The organism is Lysinibacillus boronitolerans JCM 21713 = 10a = NBRC 103108 (assembly GCF_000772935.1).
Lineage (GTDB): Bacteria > Bacillota > Bacilli > Bacillales_A > Planococcaceae > Lysinibacillus > Lysinibacillus boronitolerans.
Genome location: NZ_JPVR01000073.1, coordinates 109,909 through 131,982, shown reverse-complemented (window position 1 = coordinate 131,982; position 22,074 = coordinate 109,909). Strand labels below are relative to the sequence as shown.

The 22,074-nt window shown below is 39.6% G+C and carries 18 protein-coding genes; 14 read left to right on the top strand and 4 right to left on the bottom strand.

All coding sequences use genetic code 11. The features are described 5' to 3' along the window. Window positions 1–42 precede the first annotated feature (42 nt). Window positions 43–696: a TetR/AcrR family transcriptional regulator gene (locus tag CD31_RS11095; RefSeq protein WP_052125374.1), complete on the bottom strand. Its 654-nt coding sequence runs from the start codon at window positions 694–696 to the stop codon at window positions 43–45. A 323-nt stretch (window positions 697–1,019) separates the two neighbouring features. Between CD31_RS11095 and CD31_RS11090 the strand changes: the two genes are divergently transcribed. The 7 genes from CD31_RS11090 to CD31_RS11060 all read left to right on the top strand — a co-directional run bounded on the left by CD31_RS11090 (window position 1,020) and on the right by CD31_RS11060 (window position 8,211). Continuing rightward, window positions 1,020–3,053: a CocE/NonD family hydrolase gene (locus CD31_RS11090; RefSeq protein ID WP_036077660.1), complete on the top strand. Its 2,034-nt coding sequence runs from the start codon at window positions 1,020–1,022 to the stop codon at window positions 3,051–3,053. 22 nt (window positions 3,054–3,075) lie between these two features. Beyond that, on the top strand, window positions 3,076–4,374 hold the full coding sequence (locus CD31_RS11085) for an MFS transporter (protein WP_036077658.1): 1,299 nt from the start codon (window positions 3,076–3,078) through the stop codon (window positions 4,372–4,374). A 585-nt stretch (window positions 4,375–4,959) separates the two neighbouring features. After that, window positions 4,960–5,727 (top strand): isocitrate lyase/PEP mutase family protein, encoded by a 768-nt coding sequence (locus CD31_RS11080; RefSeq protein ID WP_036077656.1) that lies wholly within the window; start codon window positions 4,960–4,962, stop codon window positions 5,725–5,727. A gap of 25 nt (window positions 5,728–5,752) precedes the next feature. After that, the gene (locus CD31_RS11075) at window positions 5,753–6,310 is read left to right on the top strand and encodes a bifunctional transcriptional activator/DNA repair enzyme AdaA (RefSeq protein WP_036077653.1); all 558 of its coding nucleotides are present in this window, start codon (window positions 5,753–5,755) and stop codon (window positions 6,308–6,310) included. A 14-nt stretch (window positions 6,311–6,324) separates the two neighbouring features. Beyond that, window positions 6,325–7,239, top strand: coding sequence for a DNA-3-methyladenine glycosylase family protein (locus CD31_RS11070; RefSeq protein WP_036077650.1), 915 nt, complete (start codon window positions 6,325–6,327; stop codon window positions 7,237–7,239). Continuing rightward, window positions 7,226–7,711, top strand: a complete 486-nt coding sequence (locus tag CD31_RS11065; protein ID WP_016992599.1) for a methylated-DNA--[protein]-cysteine S-methyltransferase — start codon at window positions 7,226–7,228, stop codon at window positions 7,709–7,711. The genes CD31_RS11070 and CD31_RS11065 overlap by 14 nt, the downstream gene beginning before the upstream one ends. Window positions 7,712–7,893: 182 nt before the next feature. Further along, window positions 7,894–8,211: a DUF378 domain-containing protein gene (locus CD31_RS11060; RefSeq protein WP_036077648.1), complete on the top strand. Its 318-nt coding sequence runs from the start codon at window positions 7,894–7,896 to the stop codon at window positions 8,209–8,211. A 102-nt stretch (window positions 8,212–8,313) separates the two neighbouring features. Here the strand turns inward: CD31_RS11060 and CD31_RS11055 are convergent, their stop codons facing one another. The 3 genes from CD31_RS11055 to CD31_RS11045 form a co-directional block, all read right to left on the bottom strand. After that, on the bottom strand, window positions 8,314–9,834 hold the full coding sequence (locus CD31_RS11055; protein WP_036077646.1) for a CoA-acylating methylmalonate-semialdehyde dehydrogenase: 1,521 nt from the start codon (window positions 9,832–9,834) through the stop codon (window positions 8,314–8,316). Between the two features lie 13 nt (window positions 9,835–9,847). Further along, window positions 9,848–11,209 carry an aspartate aminotransferase family protein gene (locus CD31_RS11050; RefSeq protein WP_036077645.1) on the bottom strand — a complete coding sequence of 454 codons (1,362 nt, stop codon included), beginning with the start codon at window positions 11,207–11,209 and terminating at the stop codon, window positions 9,848–9,850. 172 nt (window positions 11,210–11,381) lie between these two features. After that, window positions 11,382–12,551, bottom strand: a complete 1,170-nt coding sequence (locus CD31_RS11045; protein ID WP_036077642.1) for a PucR family transcriptional regulator — start codon at window positions 12,549–12,551, stop codon at window positions 11,382–11,384. A 140-nt stretch (window positions 12,552–12,691) separates the two neighbouring features. On the opposite strand from CD31_RS11045, the gene CD31_RS11040 reads away from it, so the two are divergent. From CD31_RS11040 to CD31_RS11010, 7 genes are all read left to right on the top strand, one after another. Then, window positions 12,692–13,936 (top strand): Zn-dependent hydrolase, encoded by a 1,245-nt coding sequence (locus CD31_RS11040; RefSeq protein ID WP_036077641.1) that lies wholly within the window; start codon window positions 12,692–12,694, stop codon window positions 13,934–13,936. Window positions 13,937–13,980: 44 nt separating this feature from the next. Next, on the top strand, window positions 13,981–15,384 hold the full coding sequence (gene hydA / locus CD31_RS11035; protein WP_036077638.1) for a dihydropyrimidinase: 1,404 nt from the start codon (window positions 13,981–13,983) through the stop codon (window positions 15,382–15,384). 100 nt (window positions 15,385–15,484) lie between these two features. Further along, window positions 15,485–16,852 carry an NAD(P)-dependent oxidoreductase gene (locus CD31_RS11030; protein ID WP_052125373.1) on the top strand — a complete coding sequence of 456 codons (1,368 nt, stop codon included), beginning with the start codon at window positions 15,485–15,487 and terminating at the stop codon, window positions 16,850–16,852. A 188-nt stretch (window positions 16,853–17,040) separates the two neighbouring features. Further along, complete coding sequence (preA, locus tag CD31_RS11025) at window positions 17,041–18,303, top strand: NAD-dependent dihydropyrimidine dehydrogenase subunit PreA (protein ID WP_016995346.1); 1,263 nt, start codon at window positions 17,041–17,043, stop codon at window positions 18,301–18,303. A gap of 125 nt (window positions 18,304–18,428) precedes the next feature. After that, window positions 18,429–19,943, top strand: coding sequence for an NCS1 family transporter (locus CD31_RS11020; RefSeq protein ID WP_036077635.1), 1,515 nt, complete (start codon window positions 18,429–18,431; stop codon window positions 19,941–19,943). Between the two features lie 45 nt (window positions 19,944–19,988). Then, window positions 19,989–20,198: a hypothetical protein gene (locus tag CD31_RS11015; protein ID WP_016995612.1), complete on the top strand. Its 210-nt coding sequence runs from the start codon at window positions 19,989–19,991 to the stop codon at window positions 20,196–20,198. A 416-nt stretch (window positions 20,199–20,614) separates the two neighbouring features. Continuing rightward, a complete protein-coding gene (locus CD31_RS11010; RefSeq protein ID WP_036077633.1) occupies window positions 20,615–21,988 on the top strand; it encodes an amino acid permease in 1,374 nt (457 codons plus the stop codon). The last annotated feature ends 86 nt before the right edge of the window (window positions 21,989–22,074 follow it).

Sequence of the window (22,074 nt, the reverse complement as noted above, 5' to 3'; positions counted from 1 at the left end):
ACATACGTTTGAAGAGTGGCAATGTTATATTTACTTGCATAATTATTGTTGTTTGTTTTTATTTTGCTCATCAAAAAGATTGGCATTACGAACAATCTCTGTAATATATTTCATAGCGATTGCCGTTGCTTGTTCAGCATCATAACTTTTACGATTATTCAATAGGTTTGTAAACATACCTTGCCAAATTAAAAGTGTAATTTCATTGATGGCATCTACATTACCTTCAGTTAAGTAGCCTTCTTTTAAAGCGATCTCTAACATAGAACGCCCTCGTTTTGTTAGACTGTGTTGAAATAAAATGGTTTTTAAATCCTCAGGGATATTGATTAAATCATTCGGGTAAAAATTATAATAATTTTCCAATAGTGCCTCTGGTGTTTCCCCTAAATCCATAATAAAGACGGCGTGAAAAATCTGAGGTTGTTTGAAGGAATATTGGCAAAAGCATTCCCAAGCCAATAAGTATTTCTCAATAGGGTCTTTGCCTCTTTCTATGTAGCGAGCAACTTCGTTGGTATAGTCTTGCATACATCTCATGGATGCAAAAAATAGAAGATGCGATATTTCTGAAAAATAATTGTAGATAGTAGCACTGTTGTAACCGGCTTTATCAGCAACCTTTCGGATCGTGACATGTTCCAGCCCTTCTTCTTCGATGATTTCCGCAGTAGCGTCTACAAAATATTTCCACATACGACTCCTTTGTATTTCCTTTTTCTTCAAAGTAATATCCCCCTAACGAACAAATAAGTAATGTAAAATCATTAATTAAATGTATATATTTACCTATTTATAACTAGTTTAAACTTATTATAGCATAACAATTTTAATTATCTTCTTTCATTATAGCATTAGCTTTTATCATTTTCAGAGTTGTGCATTAGAATTTCAGGTGATATACTAATCACAATTATTTTATAATCATGATTACTAAATAATCAAGATTCTGAATAATTAGACGAAGAGGGTGCTATAACAGGGAGTCTTGCACTTAGACAAAAGGGGAGGATTATGCAATGAGTAAAAAAATTGTGACACAATTTGCGTGTACATATGAAACGATTGAAAACACATGGATCGAGTTAGCAGACGGCACAAAGCTTTCTAGTCGTATTTGGCTACCAAATGTGAAATTGGGAGAGAAAGTACCAGCCATTTTAGAGTATATTCCTTATCGTAAAACAGATGGGACAAGAGCAAGAGATGAGCCTATGCACGGTTATTTTGCGGGACATGGTTATGCTGTTGTGCGAGTGGATATGCGGGGTTCAGGGGAGTCAGATGGTTTATTAAAGGACGAATATCTTAAGCAAGAGCAGGATGATGCCCTTGAAGTCATTGAATGGATTGCTAATCAAAGCTGGTGTGATGGTAATATCGGGATGATGGGGAAATCGTGGGGCGGCTTTAATTCTCTTCAAGTAGCAGCTCGTCGACCAAAGGCGTTAAAAGCGATTATTACAGTAGGCTTTACAGATGATCGTTATAACAATGATATTCACTATAAGGGTGGTTGTTTATTAAACGATAATTTCTGGTGGGGCGCTATTATGTTAGCCTACCAGCTACGTCCGATTGATCCCCATATTGTTGGTGATGGCTGGCGTGATAAATGGATGGAAAGATTAGAGAATATGCCTTTGTGGATGGCGCAATGGATGGAGCATCAAACAAGAGACGATTATTGGAAACATGGTTCCGTTTGTGAGAATTATCAGGACATAGAAATCCCTGTTTTTGCGCTGGATGGCTGGGAAGATTCCTATACGAATACCGTCCTAAGTTTAATGGAAGGGCTTTCTGTTCCGAGAAAAGGCATCATTGGCCCATGGGCACATGTTTATCCACATGATGGAGTGCCAGGTCCTGCAATGGGCTTTCTACAAGAAGCTGTGAAATGGTGGGATCATTGGTTAAAAGGAATAGATAATGATGTAATGGAAGGACCAATGGTGAATGTTTGGGTAGAAGAAAGCATGGAGCCATCCGTTAAGAAACCAATAAGCAAAGGCTATTGGGTTGGATTAGAAGCATGGCCAGATGCGAAAGCGGTACAAACAAATGTTTATCAATTGACACATGGAAAACTAATAGAAAATCGTAGCGAGCAACAAGAGCAAGTCCTACTAAAAACCCCTTTAAATCATGGTCTTTTATCTGGTGAATGGATGGGCGCTGGCGTACTAGGGGAAAGTCCAGCAGACCAACGATTAGACGATGGAATGGCAATGGTTTTTGAAACGGATATTCTAGAGAATGCCTTAGAGATTGTGGGCTATCCAAAATTTGAAGTGGAATTAATGAGTGACAAACCACATGCAATGCTGTTTGCACAGCTATCAGACGTAGCACCCGACGGAGCTGTCACACGTGTATCCTATGGCGTGATGAACCTCACACACTTAAATGGGCATGATCGTGTAGACCCGTTAACACCTGGTGAAAAAGTGAAGGCCTTTGTGCAGTTAGATTGCTGTGGACATCAATTTAAAGCAGGGCATCGTTTACGTCTATCCTTAGCTACAACGTTTTGGCCGATGTTTTGGCCAATGCCAGAAGACGCTACATTGACATTAAATCTAGAAACGGCTACCTTATCATTGCCAACCTTCCATGGTCAGCAAGTAGTAGGGCCTAATATGAATGCTGAAAGTGCACCATTAACGCCAATCACAACGCTACAAGAAGGAAGAGTCGATCGTTCTATATCCTATGATATTTTAACAGATACATGGACATGCATTACAGATGGGGTTGGAGGCGTATTTGGTGAAGGCATTTATCGCTTTGATGATATTGATGTCACTGTAGAACATAATTTGAAACGAGAATTGACCTTAACGAATGCTGATCCACTGTCAGCTCAGTATACAATCTATCAAAAGATGAAAATTGGTCGTGAAGGCTGGTGGATTGACGCTGATATTACTGTTACCAAAACATCCGATCAGGAAAACTTCCAAATTGTTGGCGAAATGGCCATCAAAGAAAATGATAAACAGGTCTTCTATAAGGAATGGGATCAAAAAATTAAACGTCACGGCTTGTAAATAACATATAAGGGGTAAACATATGGAGGCTAAGTTAAAAAAGAATACAGCTACTTTAGTTATTTTAGCTGTTTCAGGTGCATTAATTTACGCATTGCCTTATTTTAGAAACTACTATTATGATGTCTTTCTGGATGCGTTTCATTTAACCAATACACAAATGGGGACACTTGGTAGTGCGTATGGTGTTTGTTGTTTAATTTCTTATATTTTTGGAGGATTTTGTGCAGATCGTTGGAAAACGAAATATTTATTAACTATTTCTTTAGTAGCCACAGGATTATTAGGGTTTACATTATTATTGTATCCACCCTATCCAGTACTTCTACTGATTCATGCTGCTTGGGGCATCACGTCCATTATGACGTTCTGGGGAGCATTAGTAAAAGCGGTTCGTTCTTTAGGCTCTGAAAATGAACAAGGAAAAGCTTTTGGATTTTTTGAAGGCGGACGTGGTGTAACCAATATTATTCAATCTGCTGTGATTTTAGGGATCTTTGCTTTTTTTGCAAAACATATGAGTGATAAAATGGCTCTCTCAGCAGTTATTACGGTGTATTCTGTGATTTGTCTTTTGTTGGGCTTCATGATTATGATGCTGTATAAAGATCCAGACCAAGCAACTGTCAGTCCTGGAGACAAGGAGAGCAGTAAATCGTTTGATTGGGCAGTACTTTGGAAAGTATTGAAGATGCCAACTACCTGGCTAGCAACGATCCTTATCTTTACGTCTTATGCAATGATTATAAGCTATTATTACATCACACCTTATGCTACAGCGGCATTTGGTGCGTCTACGTTAATTGCTGCAGCGTTGGGCTATTTCTCGCAATATTGTCGTCCAATTGGTAGTTTTGGTGCAGGAATCATAGGCGACCGCATTGGTGTGTCGAATATGGTGTTAATTGGCTATATTTTATTAGCATTTGGTTTAGTAGGGCTCATTTTATTGCCAGGAAAAGCTTCTTTTATCCTTATGCTTTTAGTGTTCATTGGGATTATCTATACATCTATGTATGCTTTGCAAGCTATGCATTTTGCAATCCTAGTAGAAGGCGATTATCCAGTAGAATCAACAGGAACGGTGTCCATGCCACTGATGATAATTGGTTATAGTGGTGAAATCTTTATGCCGATTATTGCAGGTGCTTGTTTAGATTACTGGGGTGGCACAGCGGGCTATAAAGTATTCTTTGGTATTTTATTAGGCTTAGCTATTATTGGATTCATTACAGTAGTCATTTGGCAACGAGTAACGAAAGAAAAACGCCAAGAAATTGCCTTACAACGAAAGCTTGCGAAGGAACAGGCACTTACTTAATTTAGTTTCAAAAGGATAGCGAGCTGACTTTGGTTTCTTTCCAAAGCCAGCTTTTTAGAATCAAAATAGGTTTTCTTTTACAAAGAGGTGTCATGTTAATGATGCCTCTTTATTCATCTCCCGACTTGTATCATCTAGTAAAAATTCCAAACGATTTCTACCATGGTATTTGGCCTGATATAAAGCTTTATCACATCTTAATATTAAGGAATGAATGTATTATCCTTCACAAAGCATATCACACCAAAGCTACTTGATTTGTGACCAACAACTGGAAACGAATGCTGTTCAAGCTGCAGTCTTAGATTTTCAGATAGCTGCACAACATCCTTTAATAAGTATATGGACAAATGACTAAAACACTTCATCACCCCTTCTACCAACGATGTATCCGGCTCGTACATTATTTTTCAATAGCTCTGCTACATTCTGTAACACGATAGCACCACCAGTTGGTCTTATTCATCATTGACGGCTTATCCATATCACAAAAATAGTACAGACCATAACAGCAAGATTGAGGACGAAATAAACGGATAGTTCCTGATAATATAAGGTCTAACAAACAGTATGGAGGCTTATATTATGTCAAAAATTCAGCAATTTCATGATTTACATTTTTCACAAGAGCTATTATTTATTGGGAATGCTTGGGATGTGTTATCCGCATTAACATTAGAAAAGGCAGGCTTTCAAGCTATTGGGACAACAAGCTGGGGCATAGCGAATTCGCTTGGCTATGCGGATGGTGAACAGATCGATTTTCAACGACATCTCACCATTATTCAATCCATTACAGAGCAAGTGAATATCCCCGTATCAGCAAATATTGAAGCGGGGTATGGCCATGATGAGCAGAAAATTATCGACAATGTTTTAAGAGCGGCAGATGTAGGGGTAGCAGGAATTAACATTGAAGATTCCCTTAAACATCAAGCAGGCTTAAGAAGCATAATTGAACACTGTCATTTGATAACAAATGTGAGGAAAGAATTAGATAATCATGGTTATAAAAATTTCTTTATAAATGCCCGGACAGATACGTATTTTCAATTGGAGCGACCATTTGAGGAAACAATGACAAGAGCAAAAGCTTATATCGAAAGTGGGGCAAGCGGTGTATTTATCCCAGGCTTAACAGATGTCAATGAAATAAAAGCGATGGCTTGTAATGTAATTGCGCCCATTAATCTTCTTTCTTTACCTGGTTTAACGAATGTCAAGCTATTAAAAGAATTAGGGGTAAAGCGTTTTAGTATTGGCAACGCACTTTCAGATAAAATAATTGCGCATTTAACACAACATGCTGCACAATTATTAAAAGACCAAGATACTTCTTCGTTATATGTATAGCCAATAAGAATGAGGTGAGATAATCGTGGACAATGCAATCCATTTATCTTTTGAGGAGAAGTGGGAAAAAATTATAGCTTGTGATCAAACCTATGATGGGCTTTTTTATACAGCGGTTAAAACTACTAAGGTTTATTGCCGTCCTTCCTGTAAATCCAGAAAACCGAAAAAAATGAATGTTGAATTTTATGAAGATATCCAAGAGGTGGAGGCGGCTGGCTATCGGGCATGTAAACGATGTCAGCCTGAAATCGAACATTCCCCACATACGCAATTAATTAAAAGTGTCACAACTTTTATCATTAACGAATATAAGCAAAGAGTGACTTTACAGGATATGGCGGAACATGTTGGCCTCAGTCCCTTTCATCTAGAACGACTATTTAAACAAGAGACAGCTGAGACGCCCCGAACATATTTAGAAAAAATTCGAATTGATAAGGCTGCCCATCTATTAAAACATACAGACTATACAAATTTAGAAATTTGTTATGAAGCAGGCTTTCAAAGTCCATCTAACTTTTATAAAGTTTTTCGACGACTGAAAAATTGTTCACCTACAGAATATCGTAACCTATCGTAGCAGGTGGAGATGATATGAAATGGACGAACGATGGTGGTTATTTAGTTATCGAGTTACCACAAGCATTTAATTATAGAGAGTGTTTGCAGTTCTTAAAGCGTTCACCTCACGAAATTCTTCATCATATAAAGGATGATGTGCTCTACAAATTATTGAAGATGAATGACCAAATTATTTTATGTGAAATAACTGAGCAAGATCATAAAATAATAGTCACATTTCCAATGAAACAGCCATCTAGCCATGAACAGGCAATCATCGCACAATATGTCGCAGAGTGGTTTGATTTAACAACGGATTTGCAGGGGTATTACCAGATGGCTAAAAACGATCAAATCTTAAAGCCACTTGTGAAAAAATATAGCGGATTACGGTTAATCGGGATTCCTGATTTATTTGAAGCAATCGCTTGGGCGATAATTGGTCAACAAATAAATTTAACTTTTGCCTATACGTTAAAAAAGCGATTTGTCGAGCATTTTGGAGAATATGTTTACTTTGAAGGGCAAAGCTATTGGTTGTTTCCAACGCCAGAGAAAATAGCGGCTATTCAGGTAGATGATTTGAGAAACCTCCAATTTACACGGAGGAAATCAGAATACATTATTGATATTGCCAAAAGTATAGCAAGCGGTCAATTGACAAAAGATTTGCTATGTCAAAAAGAGGGCTACGAAGCCATGAAAAAAAGTTTAATGGACATTCGAGGAATTGGTGCATGGACAGCAGATTATGTGCTTATGAAATGTCTGCAACAACCGACAGCATTTCCGATAGCAGATGTTGGTCTGCATAATGCTTTAAAAATACAACTAGCATTCGAACGAAAACCAACGATGGAAGAAATGAAGAACTACGCGAAACATTGGCAAGGCTGGCAAGCGTATGCCACCTTTTATTTATGGAGGTCACTGTATGAAACGATATAAATTAGATTATCCATCACCAATTGGAATTATAGAAGTTGAGGGAAATGATACAGCAATTGATGCCATTAACTTTGCAGAGCGAGAGCAGGTCGTCAACACTCCTCAGCATGACACACCTGAAGTTTTACTAGAGTGTGTTAAGCAATTGCATGAGTATTTTCTAGGTGTACGCCAGGAGTTCTCATTTCCTTATGTATTTCAAGGTACAGACTTTCAACAGGCTGTATGGCATGCATTACCGAGTGTAGGCTTTGGTGAAACGGCTTCATATAAGGATATCGCCATTGCCATTAACAATGAAAAAGCTGTAAGGGCTGTTGGCAGTGCGAATGGTAAAAATAATATCAGCATTGTTGTGCCATGTCATCGAATTATCGGCTCTAATGGAACGCTGACAGGTTATGGAGGCGGGATGTGGCGCAAAGAATGGCTGCTTCAGCATGAGCAAACACATAAAAATCCATCCAAGTAATACCGTTCATCAGAGTACGTCATTACGCCATTTGTACACAGTATAAAAAAGTTGTTATTGCAAAAAATAAGACCGTCAAAACGGCGGTTGTAATGACTAGTCTTTGTCATTTTATCGCTTTTTATGACACCTCCCTGCTAAGAAATATAGCTTGGAGTATTGATGATAAAGGAGGTGTACACATGAGCGTGCTATATAGAATCGCCTTAGTATTAGTTATTATAGGTGCAATCAACTGGGGACTCATTGGATTCTTTAGATTTGATTTAGTTGCTTATTTATTTGGTGGACAAACGGCGGTCTTATCTCGTTGGATTTATGCACTCGTTGGTCTTGCTGGGCTAATTTCGATTCCAATTCTTGTAAAGCGATTTGAAGACGAGGATGATGTGGATACATTCACTCGTATGGATAGAAATCCTAGCTATGGCATGGAGGCTGGGGAAGAAGCAGATTTCTCTGAAGTAAGAGAAAAAGAAGTGAAAAAAAAGAACAAGTAGTTAAACTGTAAAAATTGGTGACCATTTGGCTTGTCAGTTTTTTCACTAGCAAGCATAAATATTCGCGTAGCTTCTGACTACGCGAATATTTGTTTTTTATGATTAGTCTTGATTACTTGGAAATGCAAAGGATGAGGTAACATCATTCCCTTGTTCTATCCACTTTTCTGAAATGGTTTTCGCTTTAGTGAAGAAACGTACTTGGTCAGGTCCAAACATATGTCCCTCCCCAAATCTCGAACGTTTCCAGCCACCAAAGTTATGATAGCCTACTGGAATAGGAATCGGTACATTAACGCCTACCATACCTACTTCAATTTCAGTAGTAAACTTTCGAGCGGCTGCACCATTGTTCGTAAAGATGGTTACACCATTTCCTAATTCATGGGCATTAATAAGGGCGATAGCTTCCTCTAATGTTGCCACGCGGACGATATTACGTGCAGGCCCAAAAACCTCTTGCTCATAAATTTCCATTCCAGGCTTTACATGATCGAGTAATGTAGGTCCAAGATAGAAGCCATTCGATTGTTTGGCAATTTCCGGATTTCGCCCATCGCAGACCAGTGTAGCGCCTTCTTCTAGGCTACGATCAATATAGCCAATGATGGCGTCCTTTGATTGCTGCGTGATGACTGGTCCAAAATCAACTTCGGCATCTGTATAGGGACCCACTTTTAATTTGGCAATTTTATCGGCAAGAATACCCACTAATTTATTCGCTGTATCCTCACCAACAGGAATAATGGTTGACAGTGCCATACAACGCTGGGAGGCAGCTCCATAGGCAGCCCCTAAAAAAGCATTTGCTACATGTTCTAAGTCAGCATCTGGCATAACCACCATATTATTTTTACCTCCGCCTAGTGCTGTGACACGTTTCCCATGTTTAGAGGCTGTAGCATAAATGGCTTCTGCAACTGGCGTAGAGCCTACAAAGGAAATCGCTTCAACGGCTGGATGACATAATAGCTCATTAACAGCATCTTTGTCCCCATTAATAACCGTCCATACCCCATCTGGTAAGCCAGCCTCTTTCCACAGCTCTGATAAAAATAAAGCAGAGCAAGGAACCCGCTCTGACGGCTTCAGAATCACACAATTCCCTACAGCCACCGCCATGCTTGTAATTGCTAGTGGTACCATGACAGGGAAATTAAATGGTGAGATAGCTGCTACTATGCCTAATGGTTCTTTCAGAGAATAAGCATTGATATGACCACCAACATTCACAGAATACTCTCCTTTAAGTAAATGTGGGGCATTGATCGCTAGATCAACAGATTCTAAACCGCGTGTAATTTCGCCCTTGGCATCCTCAATCGTTTTGCCACTCTCCGTGCAGATCATATCAATTAGCTCATCGATATTTTCTGTTATGAGCTGGCGGAATTTAAGGACAATTTCAGCTCGTTTACCAACGGATAAGGCGCGCCAAGCAGGAAAAGCCGCTTGGGCAGCAGCTATTGCTTCCTGTACCTCTTGTTTTGTTGCCAAAGGAACACGAGCAATGACAGCACCAGTGCTTGGATTGTAAACATCTGAAAACTGACCGCTTTTCCCTAGAGCTGTTTGACCATTGATAAAATGACCTAACTCCTGTATGTCTGTATTCGTTACCATCTAGCTATTCCTCCTACAGTTTAATAGAATGTAAGGCTTGCACAAATTTTTCAACAATGAAATTCTTCTCATCTGTGGAAATAACCAGAGGAGGAGATAAGGTTAACACATTATTGAAGCCTGCAACGGTTACACCGTTTTTCCCAATGATTAACCCTTGTTCCTTACATTGTGTGATCACTTTGTTCACAAGAGTAATGTCGAGTGGTGTTTTGCTGACTTTATCTTGCACTAGCTCTACGCCAATTAATAAGCCTTTCCCGCGAATATCTCCAACATTCGGGTGCTCCTTTAATTGCTCCTGTAATGTAGTGAGTAATGTAGCACCTAGTGCAGCCGAGTGGGCAAATAAATTTTCCTTCTCCATTATTTCAATATTTTTTAATGCGACGGCACATGCCGCTGGTGATCCACCAAATGTGTTGACATGACGGAAAAAGTCATAGTCCTCAGTTCCAGCAAACGCCTCATAAATTTCACGACGAACCGCTGTGGCAGATAGTGGCATATAAGCGCTTGTTAAGCCTTTCGCCATTGTCACAATATCTGGCTGGATGCCGTAGTTTTGGAATCCAAAAGCTTTGCCTGTACGACCAAAACCACAAATGACTTCATCGACAATGAGTAGTGCGCCATGCTTCTCACAAACAGCTTTAACTCCTTGTAAGTAGCTGTCGTGGGGCATAATTACACCACCGCCAGTAATAATAGGCTCCATTATGACTGCTGCTATGGAATCTGACATTTCCCAAGTCATGACATGATCGATTGCTTGGACGGATGGTAATGCACAAGGGTCCTTACTTTGAATATGGTCTTCATTGGCACGATAAGTGTCAGGTGGTGTGACATGTAAAAAACCTGGTGCCAGTGGCTCATATTTATATTTTCGTTGAGCTTGTCCAGTTGCTGCTAGTGCACCCATGGAGCTACCATGATAGGCACGGTAACGAGAAATAATTTTTGTTCGATTGACGTGACCTTTTTGTTGATGATATTGTCTAGCAATTTTGAAGGCCGCCTCATTTGCCTCGGAGCCACTATTGGAGAAGAAGACAACATAATCATCCCCTAAAAGTTCACTAATTTTTTCACTTAATTGAATAGCAGGGATATGCCCAACAGATAAGGGTGTATACGTATTTTCTAGCAATTGCTCATAGGCAGCTTTGGCAATATCCTCTCGTCCATAGCCAACGTTTACACACCATAAACCTGCCATTGCATCTAAATAGCGTTTGCCTTCAATGTCGGTAATCCATGCCCCTTTAGAGGATTGGACAATCATTGTTGCTTTTGGATTGTATGGCTTCATAGAGTGCCATACAAATTGTTCATCTTTTACTTGCCAATTGGGACTTGTTACATTTGTCACGAAGCTTCACTCCTTCTGAACAGGTAGTTGATTAGCATGCATATGTTTTCGTCAGATGTGGACAACAAAAATGCACAGTCGACCCCATTTGTACTTTATATGTATGCTTCAAGAATTTTAGAAGGAGTATTTAATGAGAAAGAAAATTCAGTTAATTTAAAGGCGTAACAGGCTACTGATGCATTAAGACATCTTCAATTAAAAAGGCAATATATAAATTAGTCTTTGTAAAGGGATTGCTTAAGTCCATATCCAATAGCATTTCAATTTTCTTAATTTTATAAAGGACCGTGTTACGATGTATAAATTGACGTTCACTAATCCTGCTTGTACTGCCATTTTCCTCAACAAAAATACGTAAAAAAGGTACATAGTCTGTCCCATGTAATTCATCATAGCGATAAAGCTGTCCTAAAATGTCCTGACTGAACGACTTCATGAGGGGCTGGTTTTTTACAGCCATCAATATTTTATAGGCACCAATTTCTTTGTATTTATATAAATAACGATTGTTATGAAGCTGTGCGAAATGAATGACGGTTAAGGACTCATCATAGCTTTTGCGAACATTTTCTAGCTCTTTATGAAAGTTGCCTTTGCCGATAATAATATCCAAGTAGCCATTTTTTAACGTGATTTTTTCATAGATTTCTTCTACAACTTTTGAGAAAGGTATATTAGGTGTATTGATTTGTGCTTTATCAATTAAAAAGATGAGGTGATTTTTATGCTTTAATTTTAAGAAGCGTTGATAGCGATTTTGAAAAGCGAATTGGATCATCACCTCATAACGATCAATAGCTGCCTGAGAGCCAATGGTTGTACAAGTTATGATCGCTAGTTCTCTTCCTTGAGGAAATCCTAGCTGTGCTAGTTGATCTTTCATTGTGTTAGCGTTTTGTTTGAAATGAAATAGTAGATTGAAAAGAACCTTTTCTTCGATAGAAAGCTCTTGATGGTGATTGGCAATAAATTGAAAGGTAGTTTTTAATAGATCGGCAATGCGATAATTCCATGGCATTTGAAAAATAGGGAAATCATGTTGATTGGCAAAAGAGATGACGGCTTCTGGAATATTAGGAATGAATGGTCCTGTATTAATGATAAAGCCAGCTACTTTTTTCGTGTAAGCCTGTTTGACAAGCTGTTCCAAGGAATCTTGCTGTGCATCTAAATGAATGCCTGTTGTGACGACCAATTCATTGGGTCTACAAAACATGATTAAATCACTGCTTTCCACAACATTAATACCAGTAACTCTGCGATACGTACCACTATGTCCAGCGACTAATGTGAGCATTGGGAATTGAACTCCCTCTACAATTTTACGAATCGTCCCCATACTTCCCCCCCTTAATTATGAACATAACTTACCATATATGATGTGCAGTTGCACATATTTTTTTAGTTTACTATCCATATCTCACAAATTTTATCTATTTTAGAATGTTTATTAACTACTGTGAAAGAGAGGACTTGCATATGTATAAATGTAATAGTAGACGATTGCAAGAGTTAATTGAACAATTTAGTCAATTTGGAGCCACTGAAAATGGTGGCGTCACACGTTTGTCTCTTTCGAATGAGGATGTATTAGCAAGAAACTATTTTTGTGAGTGTTGCAAAGCGTTAGGGATGGCTATCCAGGTGGACGATATGGGCAACATCTATGCCACTCTCCCTGGCAAAAAAAATGTGCCACCCATTGTCATGGGTTCCCATCTAGATTCAGTTGAAAAAGGTGGAAGATTTGATGGCGTGTTAGGTGTACTAACAGCGATCGAGGCCATTCGAACAATAAAGGAAAATGATATTGAGGTGGACATTCCACTTACGATTATCAATTTCACGAATGAAGAAGGGGCACGTTTTGATCCAGCCATGATGAGTTCAGGCGTTATCACCTCGAAATTCGACAAAGAAAAAATGCTACAATCCACAGATAAACATGGCATACGTTTTCAAGAAGCTTTACAAGCAAGTGGCTATGAGGGAGAGCAAGCCAATCGTCTGAAGGAAGCACTTGCTTATATCGAATTGCATATTGAACAAGGGCCAGTATTAGAAGCAAAACAGCAGGAAATTGGTGTGGTTGAGGGTGTACTAGGCATGGTCTGCTATGAAATTACAATTAGTGGGCAATCAAACCATGCAGGTACAACACCAATGTCAATGCGTAAAGACCCGATGATTGTGGCATCGACCATCATTACAGAGCTATATGAGCAATTAGGAAAAATTGACGAACAACTTGTTTTTACTTTTGGTCGTATGAATGTTTCCCCGAATATTCATACTGTCATCCCAAATAAGGTGACATTTACAATTGATTCACGTCACCAGAAACCAGAGGTCATGCAACAGGTTGAGGATATTCTCAACGCGCTTCCAGAGACAGCAGGCGGATGCCATATTCAGCCTGTCAAGTTATGGGGCAGGGATACCGTGTATTTTGATAGTGCGATTTGTAATGAAGTAGAAAGAGCTTGTCAAAGCTTTGGCTATTCATCTCTTCGTATGTTTAGTGGCGCTGGACATGATGCACAGTATATGGCAAGTATGGTTCCTTCCGCGATGATTTTTGTTCCAAGTATTCAAGGAAAGAGTCATTGTGAAGAAGAGGAAACAGCCTTTGAAGATTGTGCAAAGGGCGCAGATATTTTATTGGAAACGGTGTTAACGCTACAAACGAAGTTTAGTATGGGCGAAACATATACACTGCATTAACTATCAAGCATTCTCTAATTTTGTGATGAAGGGTGAGAGGCATAGTGAAAAAAATCATTAAAGGTGGAAGAGTAGCAACAGCTGCTGATGTATTTGAGGCAGATATTTTAATTGATAACGGTAAAATTGTTCAAATTGGACAAAATTTAACGGATGCTGGCGCTGAAATTATTGATGCTACAGGCAAGTACGTATTGCCTGGTGGCATTGATCCCCATACGCATTTAGACATGCCATTTAATAATACGGTGACAGATGATGATTGGAAATCAGGCACCATTGCAGCAGCTTTTGGTGGGACAACTACTATTTTAGATTTCTGCTTAACAGCAGGGGAAGAAAAATTATCGACAGCAGTAGAGAAATGGCATGACAAGGCAAAAGGAAAGTCAGCTATTGACTATGGCTTCCACTTGATGATTGGTGATTTAACACCTGAAACCGAAGCCGAATTACCGCAGCTATTGGAGCAAGAGGGCATTACCTCTGTAAAAGTTTTTATGGCGTATGCAAAAGAATTTCAAGCGACAGATCGTACACTATTTAAAGCCTTTAAAATCGCCAAGGATCTCGGTGCGCTTGTGATGGTCCATTGTGAAAATGGCTCTGTTATTGATGAACTAGTAGAGGAAGCAAGACGTGCAGGACATAAGGAACCCATCTATCATGCACTGACTCGTCCAGCTGAATTGGAGGGCGAGGCAACAAAGCGTGCTATCGAATTAGCTCATATAGCTGGTGCGAAGCTCTATGTGGTGCATGTGACATGTAAAGAAGCGGTAGATGAAATTATCGCTGCCCGTGAGAAGGGCTATGATGTTTATGGTGAAACTTGTCCACCGTATTTAACGCTCGATCAATCAGCATTAGCACAACCTGGCTTTGAGGGAGCCAAATATGTTTGGTCACCTCCACTTCGACCTAAATATCATCAGGAACATTTATGGAATGCCTTAAAGGCGAAACAGCTTCAGACAATCGGCTCAGACCAATGCTCCTTTAGCTTTAAGGGTAAAAAGCAGCTAGGCTTAAATGATTTCTCGAAAATTCCAAATGGCGGGCCATTCATTGAAGACCGCTTCAGTATTTTATACTCAGAGGGCGTGGCAAAAGGTAGAATTTCCATCAATGAATTTGTTGATATGATCTCTACTAGTGCCGCAAAAATATTTGGCTTATTCCCGCAAAAAGGAACGATTGCAATTGGTTCAGATGCGGATATCGTCATTTTTGACCCAGAGGCACAGCGCCAAATTTCGGCTAAAACACACCATATGAATGTGGACTATAACCCATATGAAGGCTGGGAGGTAACAGGTGAGCCTGTTAGTGTACTCGTACGTGGGGAATATGTCATTAAAAATAAAGAATTTGTAGGGGTACTTGGCAGTGGGCGATACATTAAACGTCCATTAAAAACAGTAGCTGCGGAAGCACTAAACATTTAGCTTCCTGTAGGATAGGACCGATTGTTTTGACTGGAGAGCAAAGCAATCGGTTTCGTAATTAGAGTATTGGAAAAAATGAACACATGAGGGGGATGTGGAAATGGCTCCGATTCAAGAAAATGCAATGACCGTGCAGCTTAGACGTAATTTTGTAGAATTAAAAGGTAAGATGACAAAAAATGAGGCTATTGAGGAAGCCAATCGTTGTTTGTATTGCTACGACGCACCATGTATTAAAGCATGTCCAACAAGTATTCAAATACCAAATTTCATAAAAAAAATTGCATCTGGTAATATGAAGGGTTCTGCGACGACTATATTAGAAGCAAACCCAATTGGTGCAAGCTGTGCAAGAGTTTGTCCAACGGAAGAACTGTGTGAAGGGGCGTGTGTCTTAAATTCTTCAACAAAGCCCATTAAAATTGGTGAGTTACAACGTTATGCAACGGATTGGGCAATGGAAACCAATGCTCAGCTATTTAAGGCAGGTCCACATAATGGACAGAAAGTAGCCATTGTAGGGGCAGGTCCTGCTGGTTTGTCGGCAGCACGTGAACTCAGTCGCTTAGGCTATCAAGTAACTATCTATGAGGCTGAAGCAAAGGCTGGTGGCTTAGGAAGCTATGGAATTGTAGCGTTTCGATTACCAAATGATGTGGTAGATTGGGAAGTCGAGCAGATTGAACAGCTCGGGGTGGACATTCAAACGAATACAGCTGTAGGTGTGGATATTTCTGCTGATGAAATTTTGGCGCACTATGATAGTGTGATTTTAGCTGTTGGCATGGGTGCTGTCCCGAATCTGGGCATTGACGGGGAAGATTTAGAAGGGGTACATGATGCAATTGAGTTTATTCGAAAAACAAAAATGGGACCGCTTACAAATGATATTGTAGGGAAACGGGTAGCTGTAATCGGTGCTGGAAACACGGCGATTGACGGTGCTACAAGTGCGGTACGTTTAGGCGCAGACAATGTACAAATTCTTTATAGAAGAACACAAAAAGAAATGACGGCATACAAATTTGAGTATGAATTTGCCAAGCAGGATGGCGTGGAATTTAAATGGCTAACGGCACCAAAGAAAATTATCGGCGATGAAGCAGGTAAGGTGACAGGGATTGAATGTGTGAAAATGAAGCTCGGTGAGGCGGGTCCTGATGGTCGACAACGCCCAGAAGAAGTTAAGGGCTCCAATTTTATCATTGAAGTGGATGCTGTTATTAAAGCCATCGGGCAAACTCGTTTTGTATCGTTAATTGAAGCCTTTGGTTTAGCTCATACAAATGGTGTTGTCGATATTGATGAGACAACAATGCAAACGTCCAATGACAAGGTATTTGCATGTGGAGATGTTGTCTTTGGCAATGGACAGGGTGAAGCGATGGTAGTGACCGCTGTACAGCAAGGAAAAGATGCAGCATATAAGATTCATGAACGCTTAAGAAAACCAAGTGAGATTGCATAAAGTGAACCTTCAATCAGTGGAGGCTCCACTGATTGATAGATTCACCAATCGGGTTTTTACAGGCTGTTAATCCCCCATCTGAAAGAATACATGATTCGATGTTTTGAAATGATGGTCATACAGCCTGTATCTGGCACTATGCTTTCAGTTGACAAAAGATTGTTAGTACGGATAGAGGGGGAACTTATATGGCAGACTTACGCATTAATTTAGCGGGTATCAAATCGCCGAATCCATTTTGGCTAGCATCTGCTCCACCAACGAATTCAGGCTATCAAGTACAGCGTGCATTTGAAGCGGGCTGGGGTGGCGCAGTCTGGAAAACGTTAGGAGAACCGATTTTAAATGTGTCTTCCCGTTTTGCAGCCGTTAGCTATAATGGCCAACGTGTGGCAGGTTTTAATAATATTGAATTAATTACGGATCGGCCATTAGAAGTGAATTTACAAGAAATTTATGAGACGAAAAAGAAATTTCCTAATCACGCAATTATTGCCTCGTTAATGGTGGAACCAAAGCAAGAAAAATGGCATGAAATTGTCAAACGAGTAGAAGATGTGGGGGTTGATGGTCTTGAGCTTAATTTTGGTTGTCCACATGGGATGGCAGAACGAGGCATGGGTTCTGCCTCTGGTCAAGTCCCTGAATTGGTGGAAAAACAAACGTACTGGGTAAAGGAAGCGGCACGTACACCTGTCATTGTTAAACTAACGCCAAACATTACGGATATTACCGTGACGGCCGAAGCGGCAACACGAGGTGGCGCAGATGCTGTGAGTATGATCAATACGATTAATAGTTTAGCAGGTGTTGATTTAGACTCTTGGAATACCATACCACATGTGGCTGGCAAAGGAGCTCATGGGGGCTATTGTGGCCCAGCGGTTAAACCAATTGCACTGAACATGGTTGCAGAATGTGCTCGTAATCCATTAGTCAATGTACCGATTTCCGGCATTGGGGGGATCTCCAATTGGCAAGATGCAGCGGAATTTATCCTAATGGGTGCGACAGGCGTACAGGTTTGTACAGCAGCAATGCATCATGGCTTTAGTATTGTGGAGGATATGATTGATGGGCTGAATAACTACTTAGATGAGAAAGGTCTAGCTTCAGTCATGGATTTAGTTGGTCGCTCTGTGCAAAGGTATTCAAACTGGGGTGATTTAGATTTAAATTATAAAATTGTTGCAGAAATTAATAATGATGTTTGTATTAATTGCAATAAATGCCATATTGCTTGTGAGGATACATCCCATCAATGTATTGACCTTTATACGGAGGATGGTCGTCCAATGCTAAAGGTTCGTGAGGAAGACTGTGTAGGCTGTAATTTATGCTCAATTGTTTGTCCTGTCGATGGCGCCATTTCAATGGTTGAACGTCCATCCACAATTCCATCAATGACATGGAATGAACGCCAATCACTTCTGAGCAGTCTATCAAAATAAAGCACCTATGTTCAATTTTGAATAAAGATTAAAATCGAAATTCCACCTTCCTTCAGCATTTTTGGGTGAAGGAAGGCACTTCAAGTAGGTTGTCACGGAAATTAGAAAAAAAGGAGAGAAACATTATGGAACGTGAAGGGAATTATTTAAAATCCCCAGATTTACTTCCAGTGACACATCAACAAAGAAATATTGGAACATTTGGTTTTGCAGTGATTTGGATAGGAATGGCAATTGTATTAGCGGCTTTTGCCATTGGTGGTTCGGCTATCATGAATTTATCCTTACCAATGGTGATTGTGGCAACATTGGTAGGTTCTTGTTTAATCGGCGTCTTTATGACGTTAATTGGTGATATCGGCATAGAGCATGGATTATCTTTCCCTGTTTATATGCGCGCACCATTTGGCACATTCGGTACGCATATACCTTCCCTTGTACGTGGTGTTACAGCTGCCTGTTGGTTTGGTTTGAATACGTATTTTGGTGCATTAGCAATAAACGGAATTTTAAATTTATTGTTTGGCTTTGATAATTGGTTTATTTGCTTCCTTGTGTTTGCAGCACTTCAACTCTTTAATACATCACTCGGTATTAAATCCATTGAGCGCTTTGCTGATTTAGCAGCCCCTGTCATTATTTTAATTTCTTGTTGGATGTATTACACATTGGCAGATAATGCAACATCTCAGGGGAAAAATATTTGGACGTGGGTGGAAACCCCAACAACAGGCTTCGCTGCTTTTACCGCCTTTATGGTAGTGGTGATGGCAAATATGGGCTTTTGGGCAACACTAGCAGCTGATATGCCGTCCTTGTCCCGATTCTTTAAGGCACCTAAAAATGAGCGTAATTGGTTCAAGCGTAATAAAACACAGCTTGTAGGCTCTTTAATTGTCATGCCCATCACAAATACATTCATTGTGACAATTGGTGCTGTTTGCTATATGGCAGTTGCATCGGCAGATCCAATTAATGCCTTACAGCAAAGTGCAAGCGGCTTTATTCTTGGGATTCTATTGCTGATGATTGTATTAGCACAATGGTCGACAAATACCTCTGCCAACGTTGTCCCAGCAGCTACTATTTTCTCTAATATCGGTGGACCGAAAGTGCCATTCTGGGTAGGGGTTGTGATTGCGGGGATTATTGGTATTCTTGCACAGCCTTGGAGTCTATTTGATGTCATGGTCAATGTCCTATTAATCATTGGCGGTATTTTAACAGCGATTGTAGGGATCTTATTTGCTGATTACTACCTGATTCGTAAACGGCGCGTACATGTAAAAGAGCTTTATGAATTAGACGGGCAATTTAAATATTATAAGGGCTTTAATATGGCTGGGTTAATCGCCTGGGTAATCGGCGGTGCAGTGGCCAATATTTTTTCAACTTACTCTTCTTTAGTAGGGTTCGCTGTAGGGGCGATTGTATATTATGTATTAGCGAAGTATTGGTGGTTTAAAAAGTATCCACAAGCTGAGCTAGATGATCCAAGCGATGCAAAATATTTAGGTATTACAGTCGGACATAATTTAGACGAAATATTTGGCCAACCAGCAGCTCCAGCGGCGGTCCCAGATGAAGATGAACTGGTGGAGCAACCAGATCCTCTGTTAGAGATGAAGGGTGCCGAGTAAGAGAGACAACATCAAGACATTTTCAAAAGAAGGTGAGGTGATGGCATGTCTGAATTCCAACAAAGCACAGAGGAAATTCAAAAAGTAGATCATTATTTAGATAGTGGCTTTAAAATCAAATATGTCTACGAGAATTTAAGTGGGATGTTTGTAGAATTTGCTCGTCAAGAAGAAGTGACATTGCTACAAATTCTAACAGCAGATGCACGTAAATACTTCTCTGCAAAATTACAGGAACAAACATTACTACAATAAAGACGTAAACTCTATTCCTTTCGTTAAATTGGGAATAGAGTTTTTTGTGTTTTCCTTGTATTAAAGGGATGGATTGAGCAAAAAAATCGTATCTATAGCAGAAAAAGATTTTTTGGCAAAGAGTGGGGTTGCTTTCCGTTCCGCCAGCGTTCGATGAGCCGCTTCACTCGCGTTCGCTCAAGAGTCTCATCTGTGGCGCTATATCCTTTTGATAATCAATTACTTTTGTGAAATAAAATTTAAAGGAGTGAATTTTCAGAGTTTTATGAAATAAAAGAGGGCAATTTGCTGAAACTATCAAATTATCATTAATTTTTGTTTTTCCTAAAAATACATTTGTCTTTTTTAGAATAATTGTTTATGCTTTTTAAAGGATAGTCAACGTAGAAATTACATCAGAAAAGAGGCGTTATGGAGTGGCCAATAAGGAATTGAAAAGAGGATTAGAAGCACGTCATATTCAAATGATTGCACTTGGCGGTACGATTGGTGTAGGGCTATTTATGGGCTCAGCAAGTGCTATTCAATGGACAGGACCTTCTGTACTCCTTGCCTATGGTATTGCAGGTATTTTTATTTTTTTCATTATGAGGGCAATGGGTGAGATGCTTTATATGGAGCCAAGTACAGGCTCTTTTGCCACATTTGGCTATAAATATATTCATCCTTTAGCAGGGTATTTAACAGCGTGGAGTAACTGGTTCCAATGGGTTATTGTTGGGATGTCTGAAATTATAGCAGTAGGAACGTATATGCAATATTGGTATCCAGAATTACCAGCTTGGATACCTGGTTTAATTGCAATGGTGATTTTAGGTGTGGCGAACTTCATATCTGTCAAATCATTTGGTGAATTTGAATTTTGGTTTGCGATGATTAAAATCGTTACAATTATTTTAATGATTATTGCAGGCGTCGGACTCATCTTCTTTGGCTTTGGCAATGATGGGATAGCAATAGGCTTATCTAATCTGTGGCGTCACGGTGGTTTCTTTACGGGTGGTTGGACAGGCTTCTTCTTTGCCTTATCTTTAGTCGTTGCTGCCTATCAAGGGGTGGAGCTTATTGGGATTACAGCAGGTGAAGCAAAGAATCCTCAACAAACGATTACCAATGCCATCCAAAGCATTATTTGGCGTATTTTAATTTTCTATATCGGTGCAATTTTTGTTATTGTTACAGTGTATCCTTGGGATGAGCTTGGCACAATTGGTAGTCCTTTCGTGGCGACATTTGCTAAGGTGGGTATCACAGCTGCTGCAGGTATTATTAATTTCGTCGTCATCACAGCGGCGATGTCAGGGTGTAACAGTGGAATTTATAGTGCTGGACGTATGTTATATACTCTTGCTATGAATGGTCAAGCACCAAAATTTTTCGCTAAGCTTTCTAGTAATGGCGTGCCTTTATTTGGAACAGCGGGTGTACTAGTTGGATTAGTCATAGGTGTTATCCTAAGTTATATAGCCCCTGAAAACTTATTTGTTTATGTGTATAGTGCAAGTGTTTTACCAGGGATGATTCCATGGTTTATCATTTTAATAAGTCAAATTCGTTTTAGAAAAGCAAAGGGAGCGCAGCTAGCAAAGCATCCTTTCAAAATGCCGTTCGCACCGATTACAAACTATGTAACCATTATCTTTTTAATCATGGTACTAGTCGGCATGTGGTTCAATGATGATACACGCGTGTCATTAATAGTGGGCATTATTTTCTTAGTTCTCGTAACAATTAGCTACTATGTATTTGGTATTGGTAAAAACCGATACAGCAAAGATTCTATAGAATAACCTTTAAGGATGTATCTCTAATTGGGATGCATCCTTTTTGTATGGCTATTTTTGCTAGCACAATTTTTACATAATTAAATGAAAAA